Genomic DNA, 25,586 nt, shown 5'->3' on the forward strand with positions numbered 1-25,586 from the left:
CCATGCCGCTGCTGCATCGCCTGGTCCGCACCGACAGCGCCGTCATCTCCTTCACGATCGATGGCGCGCCCTGCGACGGCCGCGCCGGCGACACCGTTCTGACGGCGGTGCTCTGTCACGTCGAATGGCTGCGCCACAGCGAGTTCTCCGCCGCGCCGCGCGCCGGCTTCTGCCAGATGGGCGCCTGCCAGGACTGCTGGGTGCAGCTCGCAAGCGGCGAGCGGCTGCGCGCCTGCACGACTCCGCTCACCGAGGGCATGCACATCGTCACGCAGCGGGGACGCAGCCATGGCTGAGCGCGCGCCGCCCCTGATCGTCGGCGCCGGTCCGGCCGGCATCCGCGCCGCGATGACATTGGTCGCCGCCGGCCTGCGGCCGGTCGTGATCGACGAGGGCCACGCCTGTGGCGGCCAGATCTATCGCCAGCCGCTGAGCCCCGACGGCCGCGATGACCGCGCGCGCTACGGCTCGGAGGCTCCGAAGGCCGCGCGGCTGCATCACGACTTTGCGGCGCTCGGCGCCGGCATCGACTATCGACCGGATCAGCTGCTGTGGAATCTGCGCGACGGCGCGGCCGACATCTTGCGTGGGGGTATCAGCCAGCGGGTCAGCTATGACGGGCTCATCCTCGCGACCGGCGCGACCGATCGCGTACTGCCGATCCCCGGCTGGACCCTGTCGGGCGTGTTCACGCTCGGCGGCGCGCAGATCGCGCTCAAGGCGCAGGGCTGCGCGATCGGCCGGCGTGTGGTGTTCGCCGGCTCCGGCCCGCTGCTATATCTGGTTGCCTGGCAATACATGAAGGCCGGCGTCGACGTCGCTGCCGTGCTCGACGCGGCGCCCTTGTCTGCAAAGCTCAATCTGCTGCGCGCGCTGCCGCTCGCGCCGGGCATCGTGCTGCGTGGGTTGCGCATGGCGGTGGAGTTGACGCTGCGCGGCACTTGCGTGCAGTTCGGCGTCTCCCGGCTCCGGATCGAGGGCAAGGGCAGGGTGGCGCGCATCGTCTATCGGGCCGGTGGGCGCGAACACGCGATCACCTGCGACGGCGTCGGCTACGGACTCGGTCTGCGCTCGGAGACTCAGGCTGCTGATCTCGCCGGCTGCGCCTTTCGCTTCGATGCGCGCGACCGCGCGCATCGTCCGGTTCGCGACGTCAGTGGCCGCAGCAGCATCGCGGGCGTGTACCTCGCCGGCGACGGCGCCGGCATTGCCGGCGCCGATGCCGCTGAAGCCGCCGGCGAGCGGGCCGCGCTGGCATTGTTGGAGGATCGCGGCCAGCCGCATGATTCCACGCGCGCCGCCCCCCTCGAATATGCGCTTGCGAGGATCGACCGGCTGCGCGACGGGCTCGAAGCCGCCTTTCCCTATCCATCGCATTGGGCGGGCGACATCGCCGATGACACGCTGCTGTGCCGCTGCGAGGAGATCGATGCCGGCGCGGCGCGGCGCGCGATCAGGGATTTCTCGCTCACCGAGATCAATCGTCTGAAGGCGGTGACGCGCATCGGCATGGGCCGCTGCCAGGGCCGCATGTGCGGCGCGGTCGCCGCGGAGCTCTTGGCTGCGCAGACGCGCCGCGACATCGGCGCTGTCGGCCGGCTGCGCGCGCAGGCGCCGATCAAGCCGATCCCGCTGGCCGTGAGCCTATCCCTCGACGAGAGGCGGCATGACCCGGCGCATTGACTGCGATGTCGCGATCGTCGGCGGCGGGCTGGTCGGCAGTTCCGCCGCGCTGGCGCTGCGCGCCATGGGTTTCTCCGTCACGCTGCTCGACAAGGGCTTCTGTGGCGCGCAGGCGAGCGGCGTGAACTATGGCGGCGTGCGCCGCCAGGGCCGCCCGCCCGAGCAACTGCCGCTGTCGCAGCGCGCGCATGCGATCTGGCCGCAGCTGAAGGCGCTGATCGGCATCGACGGCGAGTTCCTGCGCTCGGGCCATCTCAAGCTCGCGCGCAATGCCGAGGACATGGCGAGCCTGGAGCGCTACGCCGCCGAGGTCGCGCCGTTCGGGCTCGCTCTCGAGCTGATCGGCCACAATCGACTGCGCGAGCGCTTCGGCATCGCGGGCGGCGTCGTCGGCGGCTCGTTCTGCCCCGGCGACGGCCACGCCAATCCCCGGCTGGTCGCCACCGCCTTCGCCGCAGCGGCGCGTCGCGCTGGCGCCGAGGTGCTGGAGAACACGGAGGTCACGGGCGCCACCAGGACGTTCGAGGGCTTCGTGGTCGAGGCCGGCGACGTTACCATCAAGACACGTACGGTCATCAACAGCGCCGGCGCCTGGGCCGACGGCTTGGCGCGCGCGTTCGACGAGCCGGTGCCGCTGGAGCGCACCTATCCATCGATGATCGTGACCGAGCCGCTTGATCCATTTCTCGGCGTCAATATCGGCATCGAGGGCGGCGGCATCTATGCGCGGCAGGTGGCGCGCGGCAATGTCGTGGTCGGCGGCGAGCGCGCTGCGCCGCTGTCCGATCCAGACTATTCGCGCCCGCGCAGCGACGGCGTGCTTGCCATCATGCAGCGCGCCAGCGAGCTGTTCGGCCCGCTGCGCCATGCCCAGGCGATCCGGTTCTGGAGCGGCACCGAGGCGACGATGCCCGACCGCAACCCGGTGATCGGCCCGAGCGCGACGACGCCGGGCCTGATTCACGCCTTCGGCTTCTCCGGCGCCGGCTTCCAGATTGCGCCCGGTGTCGGCGAGGTGCTGGCCGAGCTGGTGCGCGACGGCGAGACCTCGACGCCGATCGCGGCCTTCGCCATCAGCCGTTTCTCACCCGCATCGCAGCCGGGCGATGCCTCTCAAGCAGCAATGACGACAGGATCGAAGGAGACCTCGCCATGATCGATGCTCGCGCCGCGCTCGGCTCAGCCCTCGCACTCGTGCTTGCAACCGCCTCCGCGCACGCCGAAACCAAGACGCTCTATGTCGGCATGAACGGCGGCAATTTCGAGCGCACCTACACGCAGGCGGTGTTCCCGGAGTTCGAGAAGGCCAACGACGTCAAGATCGTCGTCGTGCCCGGCACCTCCTCGGAGATCCTCGCCAAGGCGATCGCGGCCAAGGACAGGCCGCAGATGCATGTGATGTTTCTCGACGACGGCGTGATGATCCGCGCCGCCGGCCTCGGGCTGTGCGAGAAGCTGAAGCCGAGCGATGGCTTGGCGCAGCTCGAGCCGTTCGCGCGTCTCAAGGACGACATCGCCGCCGGCATCGACATCGGCATGACTGGCCTTGCCTACAACAAGAAGCTGTTCGACGAGAAGGGCTGGGCGGTGCCGACCTCCTGGCTCGATCTCGCCGATCCCAAATTCAAGGACAAGGTCGTGTTCCAGTCGGCCTCGGTGTCGACCTTCGGCCTGCACGCCTTCCTGATGTTCAACCGCATCAAGGGTGGCAACGAGGCCAATGTCGAGCCTGGCTTCAAGGCGTTTCCCGACACGATCGGCAAGAACGTGCTCGAATACATCCCGAACTCGGCCAAGATCTCCGAGATGGTGCAGACCGGCGAGGCCGCGATCTTCCCGCTGACGCCGACCGCGGTGTCGACATTGAAGGAGAAGGGCATTCCGGTGGAGTATGCCCAGCCGAAGGAAGGCTCGGTCGTGCTGATGGTCGCCGAATGCGTCATCGCCAACAACTCCGAAGCCGAGCTGGCGCAGAAGCTCGCCGCCTATCTGCTGTCGCCGGAAGCGCAGGCAAAGGCGCTGGCGGCCGGCAACATCGTGCCGTCCAACACCACCGCGAAAGCCACGACTCCGGTAGCCGAGCAGAAGCTCGCGACCTTCCACGGCTACATGAAGAGCGCGATCACGCTCGACTGGGACGTCATCAACGCCAGGCGCCCGGAGTGGAATACGCGCTGGAACAGGATGATCGAGCGCTAAGCCGTCATACGGGCGCGCAACTAACAGTCTGTCGGAACCGTCTCCTCTAGTTATGGATCTCGGCGTTTCGCCGGGACGAAATCGGTGAGTGTCGAGGCAGATGCGCGTCATTCTCCCGCTGTCGTCCCGGACAAGCCGCGGCGCGCGAGAGCGCGTCGGGGCGCCGATCCGGGACCCATACTCCGCGGCGGATGTGATGTGCGTGAGCTGCTAACGACGATGCTGCCTCAAACCGCTCCCTGCGGTTATGGGTCCCGGCGTTCGCCGGGACGACAGTGGTAGTTGTCGAGGGAGATGCGTGTCATCCTCGACGGTCGCTTTTCTCCAGCTTACATCCTGGCGCGTGGACTAATCCGCCGGATAGCTCGTCGCATACGCCTCCGTCAGCGTCTCATCGAGCCGCCGTCCAGCGCTGAAACCTGCCAGCGTCGCGGGACGGGTGACGCCCCGCAGCAAGCGGCCATCGGGCTCCGGCGGCCCGATCAGGGTGTGCACCGGAATGCGCTCGGCGTAGATCGGCAGCGCATAATCCTCGTCATCATCGATCACGCCGGCCGCTCGGATCTTCGCCGATGCCTTTTCGATCTCCATGGTCACAACTGACGTAGCCTTGAGCTCCTGCTCCGTGGTCGGGCGGAGGCTTGCAGTGCGGCCGGGAAACAGGCGATCGACCATCATCACCAGCGCGCGCGCCTTCTCGGCCTGATCCTCGATCAGCTTGGCATGACCGAACGCCATCACCGAGCGATAGTCGGCGGAGTGGTGGAAGGCGCTGCGTGCCAGCACCAGGCCGTCGAGATGGGTGACGGTGAGACAGGCCGGCTGTCCCTCGGACAGGCTGCGCAGCATGCGGCTGGCGCTCGATCCATGCCAATACAGCGTCGTTCCCTCGCGCCAATACAGCGTCGGCGTGCAATAGGGCTGGCCGTCGATGACATAGGAGACGTGGCACAGCGTTGCGGAGTCGAGCAGGGCATGGACGGTCGCATGATCGTAGTGGGCGCGCTGATGCCGCCGCTTGACCCGGTTGGTGTCGTCGACGGGATAGCTCGGCATCTGTTGCTCGGACATCGTCAGTCTCCTGTTTCCGCCGACGTCATGCCATGGCAAAGTGGTTGCCGGGAGTTCCACTTCGATGCGAAAGCAAGCAACCACTTCGCGGCGCCGCGACGACGTGCTGGCGCTGCCGATCCACCTCGACCGCACCATCCGCAGCCAGTCGCAGCAGGTGCACGGTGCGCTGCGAACCGGCATCGTCGATGGCCTGCTCGTGCCCGGCCTTCGTCTGCCTTCGACGCGAGGGCTTGCCGAGCAGCTCGGCGTCCGCCGCAACGCGATCGTCACAGCCTATGAGGCGCTGCTGTCGGATGGCCTGGTCGAGGCGCGCCACGGCGCCGGCACCTATGTCGCCGCCCGGCTGCCCGCACCGCAGGTCGCCGCGCCGGTCGCCGAGCTGGATGTTCGCATTCCGCCGCGCCGGCCGTTCGCGCTCGGCTACACGCTGGTCGATCCCGCGCTCTTGAGGCGGCTCGCCGCAGCCAGCCGGCGCCGCATCGCCCACGCCGCGCCCGATGAACTCGGCTATGGCGATCCGCGCGGCAGCCTGCATCTGCGCACCCAGGTCGCGCACTACCTTGTCGCCAATCGCGGCGTACGCTGCGACCCAAGCTGCATTCTCATCGTGAGCGGCACCCAGCATGGCCTGCGGCTGTGCATCGACGCGTTGCTTGCGCCGGGCGATCCCGTCTGGTTCGAGGATCCCGGCTATGTCGCCTCGCGCCATACGTTGAGCACGACCGGCGCGAAGCTGGTCCCGGTGCCCGTCGATGATGAAGGCGTCATGGTGAGCTCGGGCGAGGCGGCGTACACAGCGGCCAAGGCCGCCTACGTGACGCCATCGCATCAGTTTCCGACCGGCGTTGCGATGAGCATGGCGCGGCGCATCGCGCTGCTCGACTGGGCGCGCAGGGCGGGCGCCTACATCTTCGAGGACGACTACGACAGCGAATACCGCTTTGCTGGCCCGCCGCTGACGGCGCTGGCCGGAATCGGCGGTGAGCGCGTGATCTATCTCGGCACCTTCGGCAAGACGCTGTTCGCGGGACTGCGGCTCGGCTACCTCGTGGTGCCGCCGGCGCTGGTCGCGCGGGTCGTCGCAGCGCGCGCGGCGCAGGACCGGTTTCCGCCGGCCTTCATGCAGGACGCTCTGGCCGACCTGATGGCCGACGGCGTTCTCGCGGCCCACATGCGGCGGCTGCGCCCGCGCTACCGCCAGGCGCGCGATGTCGTCGCCGAAGCGCTCGCCAGGCATGGCAAGGGCAGCCTGCAACTGGCCGCGCCGTCGCAAGGGTTGCATCTGCTGGCGACCTTGCCGCCCGCAGCGCCGAAGGGCGCAGCGAAACTGATCCGCGACCGGGCCGGCATCGAATGCCGGCTGTTGTCGGATGCGCGGATCGTGCAGCGCGCGCCCGACGGATTCATCCTGGGCTATTCGGGCTTTGCGGCGAAGGATCTCGCCGATGCCGCCAGGCGGCTCGGTCGCGCCACGCTGGACATCCTGGGCACGGCCGGGCGCCCGCGTTGAGCGTCATCAATGCTGCAGGTGTGGCCGAGCCGGGCGAGACGGATCGCAAGCCTCGGGCATCATCTGCCGCGAGAATGCGCCCTCATGTTCATGGCTGTGCGAGATGTGGTTTGGAACAGATGCGTGTCAGGCAGCCCGGATGGGCATTGTCGCACCCGCGGCGCGTTCATTCATAGGGATTGTGCTCGGCGTTCGTCATCGTCTGGCGCACCCGGCGCAAGGTGATGGGTGTGCCGTCGGAGACGAACTGCAGCTCATAGGCGCGGCCGCCGTCGTCCTTGGCGGAGCAGGTCACGCTCGTGACCTTGAGCATCGCGAAATTGCCGACCTGACGGCACACGCCGGCCGAGCTCTTCGTCGCCGGCACCGGAATGCCATCGACCTTCGGACGATGCTTGGAATTCAGCAGCATGCGGTCGATCGGCAGTTCGTAGACGTTCTGAATCGACCTGCGGCCATTGACGCCGGAGAATGCGATGATGTGGCTCTCGTCGGCCGGATCGTCGAGCGCGACGGTGAAATGAGCCCGCCCCTTCTCGCTGTGAAAGAACGCCACCGTCTTGCACGAAAATTCGTGGCCATCGACCTTCGCGGTGCGGCAGGAGCCGGACATCAGCGCATAGAGGTCGATGTCGGGCTTGTTCTCAGACGTGCTGGCAGCCGTCATCGGCGCCTGGGCCAGACAGGACGAGCCGAGGCAGAGGCCGAGCGCGACGGCGACAATGCGAGGAAAATGCAGGGACATCCGCGGCGTCAGGCCCGATGGGAGAATCAGGAATTAAGGTTCGATCAACGGATGTGTCAACTTTGCGGCAAAATAAGGTCGGTAATCGCCGGACGCTATTTGCCAATCTGCACCTTCTGCTTCCACAACACCCAGGCACGATCCATGATCACCATGTTGACGCCATCGGCCTTGGCGGCCTCCTCGGCGCTGAGATACGTCACCTCGGAGCCGAGCCCGAGTGCCTGGGCCTGAAGCTTCGCATTCACGTCGGTGTAGTAGGCGCGGAACACGGCGGCCTGGACCGCCGGACCGACGGTGACGTCACCATGGCCGCGCATCAGCACCACGGACTTGTCGCCGAGCGCGGATGCGAGCGACCTGCCGATGGCGTTGTTGCGCACCAGCATGTCGGTCGCGCCGAACTCCTTGCCGATGTCCCACACCGGGGCGCCGTCGCCGAGAAAGGCCGCATTGTGATAGAGCGGCTTCAAGGGTGTACGGCTGACGCTGAAGGGGACGACGCCGGGCGAATGCGTGTGTACCACCGCGTTGACGTCCGGGCGGGCCTTGTAGATCTCGGCATGGATGAAGCGTTCGAGGAAGACGGCGCGGTTCTTCGCATCGACCGGCTCGCCGTTCTCGTCGAATTCCATGATGTCATTGGCCGTGACCTGCGCCGGCGCGATCGAGCGCGCCATCAGGAAGTGGCGCGGATTGGTGGGATGCCGCGCACTGACATGGCCGAAGGCATCGACGACGCCGAGATCGGCGAGCACGCGGCTGCCGGTCGCGATGTCCTCCAGCAGTTCGCGCGGCACGCCGGGGATGGAGTCTTCGGCGCGAGAGGGGGCGGCGGAGAGGAGGAGGGCGGTGACGGCAAGCGCGGCGAAGCGGCTGAAGCTGGACATCTGGCTCTTCCTCCCGGCCTTCGTTGTCTAGGCTCGTTGCTTCAATATACGCGTCATTGCGAGCGAAGCGAAGCAATCCAGGATGGTGGTCGGGACCCTGGATTGCTTCGCTTCGCTCGCAATGACGGGGAGAGGTTTGAGCGAGGCAACTGGCATGGCAGGGTGAGCGCTCCCTCAGGTCACCGGCGCCGGATTGAACAGCGTCAGATCGTTGTGGATGCCCCAGCGGTCCGACCACGGCTTGGTGCGGCCGCTCGCAACCTCGAGGATCAGCTTGAACAGCTCCCAGCCGGTCTCCTCGATCGTCATCTCGCCGGTGGCGATGCGGCCGGCGTCGAAGTCGATCAGATCCTTCCAGCGCCGCGCCAGCTCGCTGCGGGTCGCGACCTTGATCACGGGCGCGGCGGCGAGGCCGTAGGGCGTGCCGCGGCCGGTGGTGAACACCTGGAGCGTCATGCCGGAGGCGAGCTGCAGGGTGCCGCAGATGAAGTCGGAGGCGGGCGTGGCTGCGAACAGCATGCCCTTCTGCTTGGCCTTCTCGCCCGGCGCCAGCACGCCATGGATCGGACCGGAGCCGGACTTGACGATCGAGCCCAGGGATTTCTCGACGATATTGGCGAGCCCGCCCTTCTTGTTGCCCGGCGTCGTGTTGGCGCTGCGATCGGCGCCGCCGCGGGCCAGATAAGAGTCGTACCAGTCCATCTCGCGGATGAGCGCGCGGCCGACGTCCTCGTTGATCGCGCGCCGGGTCAAGAGCTGGATGGCGTCGCGAACCTCCGTCACCTCGGAGAACATCACGGTCGCGCCGGCGCGCACCAGCAGGTCGGCGGCGAAGCCGACCGCAGGGTTGGCGGTGACGCCGGAGAACGCGTCGCTGCCGCCGCATTGCAGGCCGATCACGAGATCGGCTGCCGGGCAGGTCTCGCGCGTGCGCTTGTTGAGCTGCGCGAGGCGACGGTCTGCCTGGGTCATGATCGCCTCGACGATCGCGCCGAAGCCATCGAAGGCCTCGTCCTGCATGCGCACGATCGAGTCCTCGGTGTCCTCCGGCAGCAGCCGTTCCGGCGCGAGCTTCTCGCAGCCGAGGCCGACGACCAGGATCTCGCCGCCGAAGTTGGGGTTCAGCGCCAGGTTCTGCAGGGTGCGGATCGGCACCACGGCATCGGGCGCCGTGATCGCGACACCGCAGCCATAGGCGTGGGTCAGCGCGACGACGTCATCGACATTGGGGTACTTCGGCAGCAGCTCGCTCTTGATGCGCTTGATCGCGAATTCCAGCGTGCCCTTGACGCATTGCACCGAGGTCGAGATGCCCAGCACGTTGCGGGTGCCGACCGAGCCGTCGCGATTGCGATAGCCTTCGAAGGTGTAGCCTTCGAGCGGCGGCAGCGGCGCCGGCACCGCGGTGGAGATTTCGAGCTGATCGAGGGCAGGGGCCTCGGGCATGTCGATGCGAGCCTCGTCCACCCATTCGCCGGATGCGATCGGCGACTTCGCATAGCCGATGATCTCGCCGTAGCGGACGATCGGCGCGCCCTCGGCGATGTCGACCAGTGCGGTCTTGTGGCCCTGCGGGACGAAGCTCCTCAGCGTCAGGCCATCGGGAAATTTGGTGCCGGCAGGCAGGCCGAAATCGTTCACCACGATAGCGACGTTGTCGCGCGCGTTGAGCTTGATGATGCGGGGCTCCTGGTTGGCGACGACCTGCTGGTTCATGCTCGCTCCGTGCTGCTCCGTAGGGTGGGCAAAGCGAAGCGTGCCCACCGTCTTTCGTTCGTCTTCGAACTGTCGGTGGGCACGGCGCTTCGCGCCTTTGCCCACCCTACAGGTCTTGGTTTCCGTCATTGCGAGCGAAGCGAAGCAATCCAGGGTCGAGAAGGAAGTCTGGATTGCTTCGTCGCAATGACGGCGCTCACGACGGGCGAGGTCTCACACCGGATAGGTGTAGGCCGTCTTGACCGTCGTGTAGAATTCGCGCGCGTAGGAGCCCTGCTCGCGGGCGCCGTAGCTCGAGCCCTTCCGACCGCCGAACGGCACGTGATAGTCGACGCCGGCGGTCGGCAGGTTGACCATCACCATGCCGGCCTCGCTGTTGCGCTTGAAGTGCGAGGCGTATTTGAGGCTGGTGGTGCAGACGCCAGCCGCGAGACCGAACTCGGTGTCATTGGCGATTGCCAGCGCCTCGTCGTAGTTCTTCGCACGGATCACGCAGGCAACCGGCCCGAAGATCTCCTCGCGGGCGATGCGCATGGTGTTGGTGGCCTCGGTGAACAGCGCCGGCTGCATGTAGAAGCCGGGCGTCTCCCGGTTCAGGAGCTCGCCGCCCCAGGTCAGCTTGGCACCTTCGTCCTGGCCGATCTTGAGATAGCGCTGGTCCTGCTCGAGCTGATTGCCGTCGACCACCGGGCCGATATGGGTGCCCTGCTTGACGGCGTCATCCACGACCAGGCCCTTCAGCCGCTCGGTCAGCGCGGCAACGAATTTGTCGTGGATGCCCTCGGTGACGATCAGGCGCGAAGACGCGGTGCAGCGCTGGCCGGTCGAGAAGTAGGAGCCGTTGGCGGCGGCCTCGACCGCGACCTTGACGTCGGCGTCGTCGAGCACGACGAGCGGATTCTTGCCGCCCATCTCAAGCTGGAACTTCTTCATCGGGTTCGACAGCACGCAGGTCTGCGCGATCTTGCGCCCCGTGCCGACCGAGCCGGTGAAGGAGATCGCGGCGACGTCCGGATGCTCGAGCAGGGTCTGGCCGACCACCGAGCCGGAGCCGACGACGAGGTTGAACACGCCGGCCGGAAGGCCGGAGCGCGCGATGATCTCGGACAGCGCATGCGCCGAGCCCGGCACCAGCTCGGCCGGCTTGAACACCACCGTGTTGCCGTAGCAGAGCGCGGGCGCGATCTTCCAGGCGGGGATCGCGATCGGGAAATTCCAGGGCGTGATCATGCCGACGACGCCGACCGCCTCGCGGGTGATCTCGACGTCGAGGCCCGGACGGACCGAGGCGCCCTTCTCGCCGGTCAGGCGCAGCGCCTCGCCGGCAAAGAACGCAAAGATCTGCCCCGCACGCGCCACCTCGCCGATGCCCTCCGGCAGCGTCTTGCCTTCCTCGCGCGCCAAGAGGCGGCCGAGCTCTTCCTTGCGCGACAGGATCTCCGCCGAGATCTTGTTGAGCGCGTCATAGCGCTCCTGCGGGGTCGAGCGCGACCACGCCGGAAAAGCGGCCTTGGCGGCGGCGATCGCCGTCTCGGTCTGCGCGCGGTCGGCCTTGGCATACTCGCCGACGACGTCGTTGGTGTTGGACGGGTTGATGTTGCGGGTCACCCCGCTGCCGTCGACCCATTCGCCGGCGATGAAATTCTTGAGGATCGCGTTCATGTTGTTCTCCAGACTTTGCGCGATTGCTCGGACAATCTAACCGATCGCCCCTGTCATCGCACGAGACAGGGGCGCTTGTCGTCGAAGGTCCAGCCGGGGATTAGATACTGCATTGCGACGGCGTCGTCGCGTGCGCCGAGCCCGTGGCTCTTGTACAGCGCATTGGCCTTTTCGATGGCGCCGCGGTCGATCTCGATGCCGAGCCCGGCCCGCTCGGGCACGGCGATCCTGCCGCCCTCGATCTGCAGCGGCTCCTTGGTGAGCGCCTGGCCGTCCTGCCAGATCCAGTGGGTGTCGATCGCGGTGACCTTGCCCGGGGCGGCCGCGGCGACATGGGTGAACATCGCCAGCGAAATGTCGAAATGGTTGTTGGAGTGCGAACCCCAGGTCAGGCCATTGTCCTTGCAGGTCTGGGCGACGCGGACCGAGCCCTGCATGGTCCAGAAATGGGGATCGGCCAGGGGGATGTCGACCGCGCCGAGCCGCAGCGCATGGCTGAGCTGCCGCCAATCGGTGGCGATCATGTTGGTCGCGGTCGGCAAGCCCGTCGCGCGGCGGAACTCGGCCATGATCTCGCGGCCGGAGAAGCCGGCCTCGGCGCCGCAGGGGTCCTCGGCATAAGCGAGGATGCCGTGCATGTCCTTGCACAGCCGGATCGCCTCATCGAGCGACCAGGCGCCGTTGGGATCGAGCGTGACCCGCGCCTGCGGAAAGCGCTTGGCGATCGCGGTCACCGCCTCGATCTCGGCCTCGCCTTGGAGCACGCCGCCCTTGAGCTTGAAATCGGCGAAGCCATAGGCGTCGTGCGTCGCCTCGGCCAGCCGCACGACGGCTTCAGGCGTCATCGCCTCCTGATGACGCAGGGCGAACCAGCCGTCCTTTTCGCCCTCGCCGGTCGCGTAGGGCAGGTCCGTCTTCTTGCGGTCGCCCACGAAGAACAGATAGCCAAGCGCCTCGACCGATGTGCGCTGCTGGCCTTCGCCGAGCAGCGCCGCCACGGGCAGGCTGAGATGCTGGCCGAGCAGGTCGAGCAGCGCCGACTCCACCGCAGTCACGGCGTGGATCATCACCCGCAGGTCGAACGTCTGCTTGCCACGGCCGCCGGCGTCGCGATCGGCGAAAGCGGTGCGCATCGCGGCCAGGATGGTGTTGCAGGCGCCGATGCTTTTGCCCACGATCAGGCTCTTCGCGTCCTCCAGCGTCTGCCGGATCTTCTCGCCGCCCGGCACCTCGCCGACGCCGGTGTGGCCGGAATTGTCGGTGAGGATGACGAGGTTGCGGGTGAAGAACGGCCCATGCGCGCCGCTGAGATTGAGGAGCATGCTGTCACGGCCGGCGACCGGAATGACCTCCATGCCGGTGACGACCGGCGCGCCGGAGATCCCGGTCTTGGTGGCTGCGTGACTCATCATGCTCCTCCCTCGTCGTCTCTTCTTGCTGCTTCGCTTCCCCTCATGGAGAGGCGGCGCGTAGCAGTCTTACTCCGCGGCCTGTCGCGACGGCATCGCTGCTGGCAGCGCCTTCACCAGCGCCGTCAGCTCCGCCATCTCCTCCGCAGTCAGATCGGTCAGCGGCAGGCGGACAGGGCCGGAATCGCGGCCGATCACCTTCATGCCCGCCTTGATGATCGAGATCGCGTAGCCCTTCTTGCGGTTGCGTATCGCGATCAGCGGCAAAATGAAATCCTTCAATCCGGCCTGGATGGTGGCGTGGTCGCGCTTGCGCACTGCGGCATAGAAGTTCGTCGCGAACTCCGGCACGAAGTTGAACACCGCCGAGGAGTAGGTCGTCACGCCCATGTCGAGATAGGGCAGCGCGAAGGTCTCCGCGGTCGGCAGGCCACCGATATAGGTCAGGCGGTCGCCCATCCTGGTGTAGACCCGGGTCATCAGCTCGATGTCGCCGATGCCGTCCTTGTAGCCGACCAGGTTCGGGCAGCGCTCGCACAGCCGCGCCAAAGTGTCCGGCTGCAGGATGGCGTTGTCGCGGTTGTAGACGATGACGCCGATCTTCACCGACTTGCAGACCGCCTCGACATGGGCGGCGAGGCCGTCCTGCTCGGCATGGGTCAGATAGGGCGGCAGCAGCAACAGGCCGTCCGCGCCGGCCTTCTCGGCGCCAATGGCGATCTCGTGCGCGATCGCGGTGCCGTAGCCGGTACCCGCCAGCACGGGCACCCGGCCGCGGGTCTCGTGCACCGCGACCTCGACGACCTCAGGCACCTCCGCAGGGGTGAGCGAGAAGAACTCGCCGGTGCCGCCGGCGGCGAACAGGCCTGCGACCTCATAGCCGCAAAGCCAGTCCATGTTGGCGCGATAGGTGGCCTCGTCGAACGAATAGTCGGCCTTGAACGGCGTCACGGGGAAGGAGAGCAGGCCGCTGCCGATCTTCGCAGCCATTTCCGTCGGGGTCATCTTGCTCATCGTGCGGGTCCTTCACGAATGTCCTGGGGAACGGGCGCGGCAGGCGCCGGCGCATTCCCCGGGCGATGTCGTAGGACCAAGTTCGATGCCGGTCCAAGCCAATGACGGTATCGATTGATGCAGATCAGATATCAATCTTCCGCTTGCTGCACGGCGAGATTGCCGGCCAGCTCGACCAGTGCCGGCAGCAGCGGATTGTCGTGATCGCGCCGCCAGACCAGGAACAGCTCGGCCGGCGTCGGGTTGCGCAGCTTCAGCGGCCGCAGCCGGACATCGGCGATCTTCAGGCTGGAAGCAGCTTCGGGCACGATCGCAAGCCCGAGGCCGGCGCGCACCATCGCCAGGATCGAGTGGATCTGGCTCAGGTGCTGCACGTAGCGCGGCAGCACCTCTGCGCGCATGAACTGCGACACCAGGAGATCGTGGAAATAGCGCGCCTCGGTCTGCGAATACATGATGAAGTTCTGGCCGTCGAAATCACGGATCGACACGGTCTCGGCCGAGGCCAGCCGATGCCGGCGCGGCAGCGCGGCGCAGAGCGGCTCGGCGACGACGCGGCGGGTGGCGAATTCGGGCCGCGCGATCGGCGGCCGCAGCAGGCCGGCATCGATCTGGCCGGAGGCGAGCGCCTCGATCTGGTCGCCCGAGACCATCTCCTTCAGCGACAGATCAGCTTCGGGCAGCTCTGTTCGGCAGGCGGCGACGAGGTCGGGCAGGAAGCCGTAGGCGGCGGCCGCGGTGAAGCCGATCTTCAGCGACCCGCTCTTGCCGCTGGCGATGCGCTGCGCCACCTGGGCGGCGCTCTCCGCCATCTTCAGGATGCGCCGCGCCTCCGGCAGGAAGCTGCGCCCGGCCGGCGTGAGCTTCACCGAGCGGCTGGTGCGCTCGAGCAGGACCGCATCGATAATGTGCTCCAGCACCTGGATCTGCCTGGAGAGCGGCGGCTGCGTCATGTTGAGCCTCACGGCGGCGCGGCCGAAATGCAGCTCCTCGGCCACGGTGACGAAGCAGCGCAGCTGGTTGAGGTCGAACATCGATGCTTCCTCGGCATGGATAGGGCCGGTGGTGCGAGTTTGGTAGCATCGATTGGGGGCAGTGGGAATATTGGCGGGATCTCCGGCCGCGGCTTTGGCAGACGCGCCAAACTCGGCGGTTGGCGTCAGGCAGGGCCACTGCTTGACGCCCCCGTCATGCGCGGAGCGAAGCGATGACGGAATCCAGAGTCGCCGGCCGTCGGAGCCAGCCACTGAGCCGCACCTTGCAGGCACGGCGTTGCTGCTGGCTGTCCATGGTGAGCGTCAGGCGCCGGCTCACTTGCCGGACGCAGCGGCGCGGGCATCCGCAATGGCCTGCTTGAAAGCCTGTGCATTGGGGACGCCGGGGATGCGGAAATGGCCGATGATGAAGGCCGGCGTGCCGCGGAAGCCGAGGCCCGTGGCCTGCTCGTGATTGCGCGCAAGCACGGCGTCGATGTCGGCGCGCTTGGCCGCGAGGTCGGCCTTGGCGCGGGCGAGGTCGATTCCGGCGCCGCTGAGCGCCGCATCGACCTTGGCCTCCGACAGCTTCTCATTGAGCGAGATCAGCGCCTCATGGGCCTCGGCGAACTTGTCCTGATATCTCGCCGCCAGGGTGAGACGCGCCGCGTAGATCGAGGCGCCGCCGAAGATCGGCCAATCCTTGAAGACGAGACGGACGTGACCGTCGTCGCGAACCACCTTGGCGAGCTCCGGGCTGATCTTGCGGCAATACGGACACTGATAGTCGAAATACTCGACGATCGTGATGTCGCCATCGGCGTTTCCGACAGCGGGGATGGCGGGATCGTGCAGGATGCGCGCTTCGCTCAGAATGTCGGTGTCGTCGTCCTCGGCGCGGGCCTGGAGCGGCAGGATGGCCGCAGTCAACAGCAGCAGCATGGCGATCGATGCGGTAAAGGCCTTCATGTTCATGACTTGTCGTTCTCCTGATGAGGGATGGTCGATGCGGTGTCGATGGCATCCAGCACGGTCTGCGGCGTCAGCAGTTCGGGGAGCAGGATGCCGTTGGGAGCTCCGGGGCCGTACACGATGTTGAACGGCAGGCCGTAGCGGCCGAAGGATCGGAGGTAGGTCGCGATCGCGTCGCTGGGCGAGGTCCAGTCCGCCTTGACGGCAACGACACCCGACGCGAGTCGGCTGCGCACGGCCGTGCTGTCGAGCACGAGCTTTTCGTTGACCTTGCAGGTGACGCACCAGCTGGCGCCGATGTCGACGAAGACCGTATGGCCGGCACGCACCTGTGCCGCGATCTCGGCCGGAGCCAGCGGCTGCCAGGCGATCTCGGCCACCCGGTCCCTGCCGTCCGGCGCCTTGATGTAGGTTGCTGCCGTCAGCGCCAGACCTGTCGCGATGGCGAGGCTGGCTCCAGCGATCGTTCGCCGCAACGGGAAACGGAGCGCCGCCGTGATCAGCGCAGGGACGAGCAGCGCAGCGGCGAGGATGACCGCAGTCGGGGGGCCACTGATGTCGGCGAGCACGATCAGCAACCAGAGCGCGGTCGCCGCCATCGCGGCCGCTGCGACGGCGCGCAGCTTCAGCATCCAGCGGCCGGGCCGCGGGAAGAGTGCGGCAAGGCCCGGCGCCGCGGCGAGAGACAGATACGGCGCAGCCATGCCGAGCCCAAGCGTGGTGAACACCAGCAGGATCTGCGGCGCGGCCTGCGACAGCGCAAAAGCGACGGCGGTGCCGACGAATGGCGCCGAGCACGGCGTGGCCAGCAGCGTCATGACGAAGCCGTTGATGGCATGACCTGCCATCGTCCTGCGGCTCGCAGCGTTGCCGAGGCGGCCGGCGATCCACCACGGCAGGCTGATCTCGAACAGGCCGAGCAGGTTGGCGCCGAATGCTGCGAGCACGATGATCATCGCGATGAGGAAAGCGGGCTGCTGAAACTGCAGGCCCCAGCCGACTTCGGCGCCCGCGGCCTTGAGCGCGGACAGGATGATGGCAAGGGTCACGAACGAGGCGACGATGCCGGCCGCCGTCGCCAGGAATGCCCGACGCGGCGAGGGCGCGTGTGCGGGATCGTGATCGACCAGCGAAACGAGCTTCAGCGACAGCACCGGAAACACGCAGGGCATGAAGTTGAGGATGAAGCCGCCGAGCAGGGCCACGCCGAGAATGGCCCAGATCGATGCCGCCGAAGGACGCGGTGCCGGTGTGGCTGCTTTGGCCGCAGAAGCGTGAGCAGCTTGATCGACATCCACCGGAAGCATGGCTTCTATCGATCGGTCGCCATCGACCAGGGTGACCCGCAGGCGTTGCACCGGACCGGCCCGATCGAGGCCTTGCACCGGCACGGCGATCCGTACGCCGCCGTCCGATATCGTGCTCACCTGGGGACGGCCGCCGGACACGGCGTCGTCCCCATCAAGGAAGACGTCGGGCGCGTGCAGTGGCGGCGTAGCATGCGCTTCGAGCAGCAGTTGCGGCTTTGGTTGCCGATCGATGCGCAACGCCGTGATGGAAAGTCCGGGCGAACTCGCCCGCGGGACGCTCTGCCGCCATTCGTCGATCAGCGCCTGATCGTTCGGCCGACGCGAAACGGCGGGGATGTCGGCCTCGAGATCGGCCTCCTGCTGGGTGCAGATGACCGAGCAGACGAACAGCACGGTTTTCAGCGTGAGATGTGCGGGCGCCGCTCCATCCTCGAGCCGCACGCGCAACGGAAACAGCACGTGCTCGGCATAGCCGAACGTGTCGATATCCTGCTCGCTGAAGCGGCTCGGCGCCGGCCATTCGACGGTGACATCGGCGACGTTGCGCGAGCCGCTCCAGTCGAATTCGGGTGGCGCGCCGGCGTCGCCGGGCGAGCGCCAATAGGTGTGCCAGCCTGCATCCAGCCTGACATCCAGTCCCGCCCACGCCGTGGCCGGGCCGTCGTCTGCTCGCGTGATGTCGCCGACCAGCAGGCGCGTGTCGACGTTCGCCTGCGGCCGAAACTGACCCGCGGCGGCGGTCGTCGCCGCAAGATGGAGCAGGCCGAGCAGCAATACGAGCCGGCCAAGATGACGGATGGACATGATGATCTCCCGCGCGCTGATCGCACATTGCGGTGGCCGTTGCGCCGCGCGATCCGGCGCAAGGCACGCCTAGAGACGGGCACCACGAGCCGATCCGCGTGACCCGCGATCGATGTTGGATATTCGTTCGCTCAAGTCACGGCGTTACGCTGCCCGTGAGCCGATGAGCACGGAACGGTCAGGCGTGGCGACAGGGAGGACGGTAGGGCGAGGACCCGTGGCATTGCGTCGTCAGCGCCTCGTCATAGGGGCGCCAGGACAGCGTCCGGGAGGCGGCAACCGGCTGTGCCGCAGGATTGTCGTTCGCCGGGACGGCGGTCAGACCAGCCGCGGCAAACGGACAGGTGTTGATCATGCCCGGAAGGACGGCCTTCCTGCACGGCTTGGGCGCGCTCGTGGTCGTTCGGGACCATTGAGGGGCACCGGCACCGGTGTCTGCCGTGGCAACCTCGAACGTTCCGAGCAGAGGCGCCAGACTCAAGACGAGCGCGATCAGCGCCGCCATCAGGCGGCGTGTCATCGCGGGCATCTCGAAATCAGCATGCCTCATCTTGGATCATCTGCTCCAGCTTGGACTGGTCGCGCAGACCGGCCGCTCTTGGCAACTGACATCTTCGTGACGCCGCGAACTTGCGGCCCAGGCCGGTATCGCGTGAGCAAAGCGAGTGGTTCTCAAAGTACGTTGATCGGTACCTTCAGGAATGTCTTTCCCGTCGCATCCGCGGGAGGCAGATGTCCGGCGCGGATATTGACCTGAAGCGATGGAATGATCAGGCGCGGCATGCCGAGCGTCTTGTCGCGGGCCTCGCGAAGCGCAACGAACTCGTCCTCGGTCATCCCGTCTCGCGCGTGGATGTTGTGGAGCCGCTCCTCGCCGACGGTCGTTTCCCAGCGCACCGCGCGGCCGTTGGGGGCATAGTCGTGACACATGAACAGCCGGGTCTCGCGCGGCAGCGTTTCAAGGATCTTCCGGATCGAGCGAAACAGCGTGCGCGCATTGCCGCCTGGAAAGTCGGCCCGCGCCGTTCCCCCGTCCGGCATGAACAGGGTGTCGCCGACGAAAGCTGCATCGCCCATCACGTGCGTGGCACAGGCGGGCGTGTGACCCGGCGTGTGCATCACGAGGGCCGCCATCTGTCCCACCTGATAGGTGTCGCCATCCTTGAACAGCCGGTCGAATTGGCTGCCGTCGCGGCGAAACTCCGTGCCCTCGTTGAAAACCTTGCCGAAGGTCTCCTGCACGGTCAGGATATGCTCGCCGATGCCGATCTTGCCGCCGAGCTTGTCCTGGATGTAGGGCGCGGCGGAGAGATGATCGGCATGCGCATGCGTTTCGATCAGCCACTCTGGCCGGAGGCCGTTGATCTTCACGTAGTCGATCAGCATGTCGGCGGAGCGGGTGCTGATGCGGCCGGCCGCGTAGTCGATGTCGAGGACGGGATCGACGATCGCGCAGGATGGCGATGACGGGTCCTTCACCACATAGCTGATCGTGCTGGTGTCAGGATCGAAAAATCCGGCCACCTTCGGCTGCACGCGGAGATCGATTGGATAGGACATGGCTGCTGCTCCACGATTTGGCTCCGGGGCGGCATCGCCGCCCACGCCGCGTTTGTCGTCCTGCGCGGTCTAAGACATCGGACTGGATTTCGTTCCGCAGGTATTGATGCCGAGCATCGCGTAGGGCGGGCACCAGCCGATCAGTGCGGTGCCGAGCGGGATCAGGCCCAGAAGGCCCCACAAGGTCTGCGGCCCTACGACCGTGAGACTGAGGATCGCCAGTCCGACGATGATCCTGAGCAGCCGGTCGATCTTGCCAATGTTCTGTGTCATGTCGCGCTCCCCTTTGGCTTGCGATGATGCCAACGATAGAGCGGGACACGGCGCGCGTATGTAACTAAGTCACCAAGAGACGCCGGTTCCTAGCCATGCTGGGCCAGCTGGACAAGCGCCGGTCTGTCGGTGATCTCGACGATTCCGCGAGCCATTCGCAACCAGCCGCGCCTCGCGAATTCATTGAGCTGGCGGCTGATGACCTCGCGTGCGCTGCCGAGCTCGTTGGCGAGATCCTGATGCGTTGCAACGATCTGCTGCTTTGCCCCGGCAAGCTCGAGAAGCTTCTGGGCGAGCCGCACATCGATCCGCTCGAACGCAACCTCCTCGATGATGCGGAAGAGATTGGTGACGCGGCGGCTGAACGCGGTGAAGACAAACTGACGGAATTCGCGCGAGCTGGCGATCAGCCGGTCGAACAGCGCGCGCGGGATCGCCACGGCGCGGATCCGGGTCTCCGCGATGCCCTCGGCCTGGTATTCCTCGTAACCCATCAGGCAGGCCGTGGTCAGCGCGCAGCTTTCGCCCGCCTGGACGCGGTAGAGCACGATCTCGCGGCCGGACTCGGACGTCTGCTGCACCCGGATGGTCCCGTCCAGCAGCAGCAGGAAGGAGTCCGGCGCCTGGCCGGGGCCGAAAATCCGGCTGCCTTCCGGAAGCTCGACGATGAGGCTGGCCTCGCGCAACTGCGCGAAGATCTCCTCCGGCAGTTGTCGCAACGGCGGGAAAGCGCTCGTCCAGTCCTGCTCCGACGACATCACGACATCCGGCTGCGCCACATCGGCGTCGTCCAGACTTGCCATAGGATCGCGCGTGGGTCGAGGGACGGGATCTGCCCCCCGACCCTAATCTTCGGCACCACGAGGGAGCGCGCATGGACTCCGGCAGCGCGTTGCCTTGCAACCGATCGGCGTCTCACGCATGCGCGGCCGTTGCAGGCGGGCCAGACCAACAGGTTGCCGCACCTGCCGGCAGAGCAAGGCCTGCGCACTCTCGGACCGCGCCTTTCCTCGCTCTTTGCTCTTAGCTCTTGGTGCTTGCCGTCTTGTCGAGCGCCGCCCGCAAACCCTTGGCGAGCTTGATCGCATCATCGTTCGCCCAGAAGTGCATGAAGAAGAGGCGGGGGTGTTCGTCCAGCATGTGGCTATGCAGCGCCGTGACCTCGATGCCGTGGGCACGGAGCGTCCGGATCACGGGGTTTACCTCCTCCCCGCTCAGCACGAAGTCACCGGTGACGGCGGCCTTGCCTGCGCCGGTCGGCTGGAAGTTGATGCCCGTCGCGACGCCCATCGCCGCGACGGGAGACAAGGATAGTCCGCCCTCGACAATTGGATCGCGTCGCGGCACGTTGAACTGATAGACCTCGCCATTGGCCTGTCCCTTGATCGCCAGGATCTGATCGAGCTGCGCCGTATCGAGATCGATGGCCGGCGGCGGCGTAGTCGGCGACGCCGCAACCGTCAACGGTGTCTTGCTGTCGGCGAGGGCGTCGCGGATGGCGGACGCGAGTTTGACGGGATCGCCGTGACCGGCGACATGCATGTAGAACGTTGCTGGGCTCGCGCGGAGCAGATGGTTGTGCACGGCGCTGATTTCGAGCCCGCCGGCGATCATCTTCGCCATCACCGGATTGACCTCTGATTCCAGCAGGACGAGATCGCCCATGATCATGGTGCCGCCATGCGCCGGCTTGAACGCGACCCAGCCGCCGAGCGCGAGCGCCGGCCTGATGGTTACGCCGTCCAGGGTCACCGCGAGATCGGTGCGCGGGAAGCCGTACCGGCGGACGTCTCCCGCCACGGATGGTTTCCGGCCCAATGTCTCGTCGACCTTCTGCCAATCGGTGTCCTGTGCGCGCGCCGTCGAGACGATCGGTCCGGCGCCGTGTGCGAGGAGGCAGGCGCCGAGGCCCAACAGACTCCAGATCGTGCTTCTCATCGTTCGCTCCTTTTGGTCTGTCACTGCCCCATGTTCCGTCGCAGCGTGCTCTCAGATGGCGCCCGCAAAGCGCATCAGGATGCCCGCGATGCACGAGGCGGCGAGCACGACGAGCATTCCCACGTTGAAGCGGAAAATGGCCGTAGCGGCCGCAACCGACAGGACAACGGCCGGCAGGTCGATGCTCATCGGCCGGGGCGCGTCGAATGACAGTCCAAATCCCTGGATCGGAAAGGTCTCGCGGAAGAGGGTGTGTAGCGCGAACCAGATCGACAGATTGAGAATCACGCCCACGACGGCGGCGGTGATGGCCGAGAGCGCGCCGCCGAGCGCCTTGTTTCCCCGCAACGCCTCGATGTAGGGCGCGCCGACGAAGATCCAGAGAAAGCAGGGCGCGAACGTCACCCACGTCGCCAGCAGTCCGCCCAGCGTGCCGGCGAGCATGGGAGACAGTCCGCTGGCCCCGCGGAACGCGGCCATGAAGCCCACGAACTGGACGACCATGATCAGGGGACCGGGAGTCGTCTCCGCCATGCCGAGGCCGTCGAGCATCTCGCGCGGAGCAACCCAGTGATAGTACTCCGCGGCCTGTTGCGCGACGTAGGCGAGCACGGCGTAGGCGCCGCCGAACGTCACCATCGCCATCTTGCTGAAGAAGATCGCGATCTGGCCGAAGACGTCGTTCGGCCCGAGCAGGATCAGCAGTGCGAAGACGGGGACGAGCCAGATCGCGAGCCAGACGGCCGCCACGCGCAGCGTGCGCGCAGCGTTCGGACGGACGTGATCCGGCACGGCCTCGCCGAGCATGCTGTCGATCGCGCCGGCGCTCTTGCCGCCGTGCTCGAGGGGTGCGAACTCCGGCCGGCCGAGGCGGGCACCGACGAAGCCGATGACTCCGGCGGCAATGACGATGATCGGAAACGGCGCCCCGAAGAAGAAGATCGCGACGAAGGCTGCGGCTGCCAGTCCGATCATGATCCGATTGCGCAGCGCACGCTTGCCGACGCGGACGACGGCCTGGATCACGATCGCCAGCACGGCCGCCTTGAGGCCGAAGAACAAGGCTTCGACGACGCCGACATTGCCATAGGCTGCATAGATGTAGCTGAGGCCCATGATGGCGAAGATGCCGGGCAGAACGAAAAGCGTTCCTGCGACGATGCCGCCCGTGGTCCGGTGCAGCAGCCAGCCGATATAGGTCGCAAGCTGTTGCGCCTCCGGGCCGGGCAACAGCATGCAGTAGTTCAGGGCGTGCAGGAAGCGGCTCTCCGAGATCCAGTTCTTCTCCTCGACGAGGATGCGATGCATGACCGCGATCTGGCCGGCGGGGCCGCCGAAGCTCAGCACGGCCACCCGGATCCAGACGAGAAGCGCCTCATTGAAGGAGATGCCGTGGGCGAGCTCGTCCGCGATCGGCTTCCGGGATGCTGCGACGTCCGTCATGACTTCACCTTGCTGGTCGGCCAGTTGTGCGCCTCCTTCGTGGCGTCGCGGCACCAGCGGTAGAAGGCATCATAGAGCAGCAGGCCGGCGCTCAGCTGCTCCAGATCGTCGTCATACATTCGCGATAGGCCGAGTGAAGCGGCAAGGAGGCCAGGAGCCTCGGGCGAGAGATCAAGTCGCGCCGTATCCGCGGCACGCACCAGCGTGGCGAGTCGTTCCAAGGGTGGTGTCCGCAGACCGAGCTCCTCGACCATGACGTCGAAGGTGCAAAGCTCGCCGCGGTGGCTCCAGAAGACATTCTCGATGTCGAAGGGAGTGGCTTGGAAACGCTCGGCGACGGCTTCGACTTCGGCCGGCGTCACGAACAGGAAGACCGCGGCGGGGTCGACGAAGCGACGGATCAGCCATGGACAGGCGATGCGGTCGATCTTGGGGCGTGATCGCGTGACCCAGACGGTGCGGCCGCGGTCGTCCCTGCTCGGAATTCTGTCGGCTGGCACGGTCGGGAGTTGTGCCTCTGTCCAGCCGACGTGCCCGCCCTCGAGGACCTCGGCTGCGACGTTGCTGCACCGGAGCCAGGCCGCGGTGCCTTCGCTCAGCTTCTTGCCTTTCTGGCAGATCACGACAACCGATTGGCCGGTGAAGCTCGGTGCCCATTGCTGGACGTCGAGATGGGAGCGCCTGACGGCGCCGGGGATGAGGCGTGGGTCGGCGGCGAAATCCTCGTCGACACGCACGTCGACGAGCCGTGGCGAGGTCGCCGTGCCGATCAGTCGAGACAATTTTTCGGATGATATCGAGGTGTATGATGATGACATGTTGCGCCCTTGGTGACCAGGACGCGATTCTTGGGCATGTCGCCTCGCGGGGAGATCGCACATCCCCGTAAGCGAAATAAAGCGCTCGATGGCTCGGCTGTCAACTGCCGGATGGGCCGGGAACGCCGCGGAGGTAACGCGCTGATCTCTCCCTGTCCGGCTGGATCCCGGATCGCGGGCCTCACGTGATGAATTCGTGCAGACCCAGCCACCCCGTATAGACCCCGACGAGCACGATCAGAGCCGCCGAGACGTAGGGCGCACGGTGGGCGAAGCGACTGAGCCCGCTCCAGTGCCGCTCGACGTGCCGCAGGCTAAGGGCCGCCGCGACGCCAACCGAGACCATCGTGATCGCCAGACCGATGCCGAAGCACAGCACCAGAATGAAGCCGAGGGCGAACTGCTTCAATTGGATGCAGAGCAGCAAGACGGTGATGGCGGCGGGGCAGGGGATCAACCCGCCTGTGAGACCGAAGGCGACGATCTGCGCGGTCGTGACCGTGCGTCCCGCAAAGCGCTTTCGAATGTCGTCCGCATGGGCGCGTGCGTGGGCATCGTCCTCATCGCCGAGGTCCATGTGATCGTGCCCGTGTTCCTCGAACAGGATCTCGGCAGTGTCACCCGCAAGCGCAAGCCGTGCCTTGAACGCGTGCGGCTCGGGAATCTCCTCGATGCTCTCCAGGTATTCGCTTGCGGCGCGGAAGCTGAAGCTCTGCGCGTCGCCATCTCCGCGAATGGTCGTAAGCTGGAGTTCGCCGGCCGGAGGGAGCGCGCCGGACTCGGTCCGGACTCGCCAGCGTGGCGGCACGCCGTCTTCGAAGATGTCGAGCAACAACGTACGTCCGGTCAGCACGACGGATGTCGGCGCGTCGTGATGATGATGACCGTGATGTTCATTCTTATCCAGCCACGTGCGCCAGACCATCCACACGGCGATGCCGATGATGACGACGGCCGAGATCAGTTGCAGATAGGCTTCGCTCCGCGCCCCGGAGAGTTCCTGGCCAAAGTGAAGCCCGGCCAGCGCGATCACCCACACGATCGCGGTGTGGGAGAGGGTTGCCGACAGGCCGAGCAGCACGGCCTGAAAAACGGTTCCTCGAATCGCGACGATGAACGCAGCCATCATGGTCTTGGAGTGACCCGGCTCGAGCCCGTGCAGCGCACCCAGAACGATGGCGCTGGGGACGAACAGCCAGGCGTTCGCGCTGCCTTGTTGCAGAAGGTGAGACAGGTCGGTCATGCGAGGGTCATTTCAGATAGGTTCGAACCACTTCGATGAGGTCCGCGGCGCCCTTGGCCTTTTCAGGATCCTTTTCGTGCGCCGGATCGACGACATGGTGGCGGATGTGATCCTCCAGCAGCTCGGTGGTCAGGCCTCCGATGGCGCCCCTGACCGACGCCACCAGCATGAGGACGTCGGCGCAGCCCAGCTCCGCGTCCAGCGCCCGTTCCACGGCATCGATCTGTCCTTTGATGCGCCGGACGCGCGCAAGCAGCTTCGACTTGTGTTTGATCGTGTGCGACATCTCCATAAGATAGGGGGGTACCCTACAGAGGTCAACAGGACTCCGGGACCCCGACCGGTCTTT

Annotated in this window: 24 protein-coding genes; 5 read left to right on the plus strand and 19 right to left on the minus strand. The window is 66.6% G+C overall.

The annotated features are described in order from the left end of the window. Window positions 1–2: 2 nt before the first annotated feature. Genes QX070_RS09615 through QX070_RS09630 form a run of 4 tightly spaced genes read left to right on the plus strand, consistent with a single transcriptional unit; the run spans window position 3 to window position 3,882 of the window. Window positions 3–296, plus strand: a complete 294-nt coding sequence (locus QX070_RS09615; RefSeq protein ID WP_315736644.1) for a (2Fe-2S)-binding protein — start codon at window positions 3–5, stop codon at window positions 294–296. Beyond that, window positions 289–1,683 (plus strand): FAD/NAD(P)-binding oxidoreductase, encoded by a 1,395-nt coding sequence (locus tag QX070_RS09620; RefSeq protein ID WP_315736645.1) that lies wholly within the window; start codon window positions 289–291, stop codon window positions 1,681–1,683. Before QX070_RS09615 ends, QX070_RS09620 begins: the two co-directional genes overlap by 8 nt. Then, window positions 1,667–2,839: an FAD-dependent oxidoreductase gene (locus QX070_RS09625; protein WP_315736646.1), complete on the plus strand. Its 1,173-nt coding sequence runs from the start codon at window positions 1,667–1,669 to the stop codon at window positions 2,837–2,839. The genes QX070_RS09620 and QX070_RS09625 overlap by 17 nt, the downstream gene beginning before the upstream one ends. After that, complete coding sequence (locus QX070_RS09630; RefSeq protein ID WP_315736647.1) at window positions 2,836–3,882, plus strand: ABC transporter substrate-binding protein; 1,047 nt, start codon at window positions 2,836–2,838, stop codon at window positions 3,880–3,882. The genes QX070_RS09625 and QX070_RS09630 overlap by 4 nt, the downstream gene beginning before the upstream one ends. Before the next feature lie 348 nt (window positions 3,883–4,230). Here the strand turns inward: QX070_RS09630 and QX070_RS09635 are convergent, their stop codons facing one another. Beyond that, window positions 4,231–4,953 (minus strand): pyridoxamine 5'-phosphate oxidase family protein, encoded by a 723-nt coding sequence (locus QX070_RS09635; RefSeq protein ID WP_315736648.1) that lies wholly within the window; start codon window positions 4,951–4,953, stop codon window positions 4,231–4,233. Window positions 4,954–5,017: 64 nt separating this feature from the next. Between QX070_RS09635 and QX070_RS09640 the strand changes: the two genes are divergently transcribed. Next, window positions 5,018–6,466: a PLP-dependent aminotransferase family protein gene (locus tag QX070_RS09640; RefSeq protein ID WP_315736649.1), complete on the plus strand. Its 1,449-nt coding sequence runs from the start codon at window positions 5,018–5,020 to the stop codon at window positions 6,464–6,466. Between the two features lie 166 nt (window positions 6,467–6,632). Here the strand turns inward: QX070_RS09640 and QX070_RS09645 are convergent, their stop codons facing one another. The 18 genes from QX070_RS09645 to QX070_RS09730 form a co-directional block, all read right to left on the minus strand. After that, complete coding sequence (locus QX070_RS09645; RefSeq protein WP_315736650.1) at window positions 6,633–7,211, minus strand: hypothetical protein; 579 nt, start codon at window positions 7,209–7,211, stop codon at window positions 6,633–6,635. 95 nt (window positions 7,212–7,306) lie between these two features. Continuing rightward, entirely contained in the window at window positions 7,307–8,101 is a 795-nt protein-coding gene (locus tag QX070_RS09650; RefSeq protein ID WP_315736651.1) for a class II aldolase/adducin family protein, read from the minus strand. 174 nt (window positions 8,102–8,275) lie between these two features. Continuing rightward, a complete protein-coding gene (gene garD / locus QX070_RS09655) occupies window positions 8,276–9,817 on the minus strand; it encodes a galactarate dehydratase (RefSeq protein WP_315736652.1) in 1,542 nt (513 codons plus the stop codon). 213 nt (window positions 9,818–10,030) lie between these two features. Continuing rightward, window positions 10,031–11,479: an aldehyde dehydrogenase family protein gene (locus QX070_RS09660; protein ID WP_315736653.1), complete on the minus strand. Its 1,449-nt coding sequence runs from the start codon at window positions 11,477–11,479 to the stop codon at window positions 10,031–10,033. Between the two features lie 53 nt (window positions 11,480–11,532). Beyond that, complete coding sequence (gene gudD / locus QX070_RS09665; RefSeq protein ID WP_315736654.1) at window positions 11,533–12,888, minus strand: glucarate dehydratase; 1,356 nt, start codon at window positions 12,886–12,888, stop codon at window positions 11,533–11,535. 69 nt (window positions 12,889–12,957) lie between these two features. Next, window positions 12,958–13,902 (minus strand): 5-dehydro-4-deoxyglucarate dehydratase, encoded by a 945-nt coding sequence (gene kdgD / locus QX070_RS09670; RefSeq protein WP_315736655.1) that lies wholly within the window; start codon window positions 13,900–13,902, stop codon window positions 12,958–12,960. A gap of 131 nt (window positions 13,903–14,033) precedes the next feature. Next, entirely contained in the window at window positions 14,034–14,936 is a 903-nt protein-coding gene (locus QX070_RS09675; RefSeq protein ID WP_315736656.1) for a LysR substrate-binding domain-containing protein, read from the minus strand. Between the two features lie 276 nt (window positions 14,937–15,212). Further along, window positions 15,213–15,851 carry a DsbA family protein gene (locus QX070_RS09680; RefSeq protein WP_315736657.1) on the minus strand — a complete coding sequence of 213 codons (639 nt, stop codon included), beginning with the start codon at window positions 15,849–15,851 and terminating at the stop codon, window positions 15,213–15,215. Further along, window positions 15,848–17,962: a protein-disulfide reductase DsbD family protein gene (locus QX070_RS09685; RefSeq protein ID WP_315736658.1), complete on the minus strand. Its 2,115-nt coding sequence runs from the start codon at window positions 17,960–17,962 to the stop codon at window positions 15,848–15,850. The genes QX070_RS09680 and QX070_RS09685 overlap by 4 nt, the downstream gene beginning before the upstream one ends. A gap of 178 nt (window positions 17,963–18,140) precedes the next feature. Next, on the minus strand, window positions 18,141–18,482 hold the full coding sequence (locus tag QX070_RS09690) for a hypothetical protein (RefSeq protein ID WP_315736659.1): 342 nt from the start codon (window positions 18,480–18,482) through the stop codon (window positions 18,141–18,143). A 152-nt stretch (window positions 18,483–18,634) separates the two neighbouring features. Next, complete coding sequence (locus QX070_RS09695; protein ID WP_315736660.1) at window positions 18,635–19,522, minus strand: MBL fold metallo-hydrolase; 888 nt, start codon at window positions 19,520–19,522, stop codon at window positions 18,635–18,637. A gap of 69 nt (window positions 19,523–19,591) precedes the next feature. Next, window positions 19,592–19,795, minus strand: coding sequence for a DUF2892 domain-containing protein (locus QX070_RS09700; RefSeq protein WP_315736661.1), 204 nt, complete (start codon window positions 19,793–19,795; stop codon window positions 19,592–19,594). 89 nt (window positions 19,796–19,884) lie between these two features. After that, entirely contained in the window at window positions 19,885–20,553 is a 669-nt protein-coding gene (locus tag QX070_RS09705; RefSeq protein WP_315737065.1) for a Crp/Fnr family transcriptional regulator, read from the minus strand. Between the two features lie 265 nt (window positions 20,554–20,818). Continuing rightward, a complete protein-coding gene (locus QX070_RS09710; protein WP_315736662.1) occupies window positions 20,819–21,733 on the minus strand; it encodes a DUF1259 domain-containing protein in 915 nt (304 codons plus the stop codon). Window positions 21,734–21,784: 51 nt separating this feature from the next. Continuing rightward, the gene (chrA, locus tag QX070_RS09715) at window positions 21,785–23,176 is read right to left on the minus strand and encodes a chromate efflux transporter (protein WP_315736663.1); all 1,392 of its coding nucleotides are present in this window, start codon (window positions 23,174–23,176) and stop codon (window positions 21,785–21,787) included. Beyond that, window positions 23,173–23,994 (minus strand): sulfurtransferase/chromate resistance protein, encoded by an 822-nt coding sequence (locus QX070_RS09720; protein ID WP_315736664.1) that lies wholly within the window; start codon window positions 23,992–23,994, stop codon window positions 23,173–23,175. Before QX070_RS09720 ends, chrA begins: the two co-directional genes overlap by 4 nt. 181 nt (window positions 23,995–24,175) lie before the next feature. Beyond that, a complete protein-coding gene (locus QX070_RS09725) occupies window positions 24,176–25,237 on the minus strand; it encodes a sulfite exporter TauE/SafE family protein (protein WP_315736665.1) in 1,062 nt (353 codons plus the stop codon). Window positions 25,238–25,244: 7 nt separating this feature from the next. Then, complete coding sequence (locus tag QX070_RS09730; protein ID WP_315736666.1) at window positions 25,245–25,523, minus strand: metal/formaldehyde-sensitive transcriptional repressor; 279 nt, start codon at window positions 25,521–25,523, stop codon at window positions 25,245–25,247. Window positions 25,524–25,586 lie beyond the last annotated feature (63 nt).

The sequence above is a fragment of the Bradyrhizobium sp. SZCCHNR1093 genome (assembly GCF_032381175.1).
Classification (GTDB): Bacteria; Pseudomonadota; Alphaproteobacteria; order Rhizobiales; family Xanthobacteraceae; genus Bradyrhizobium.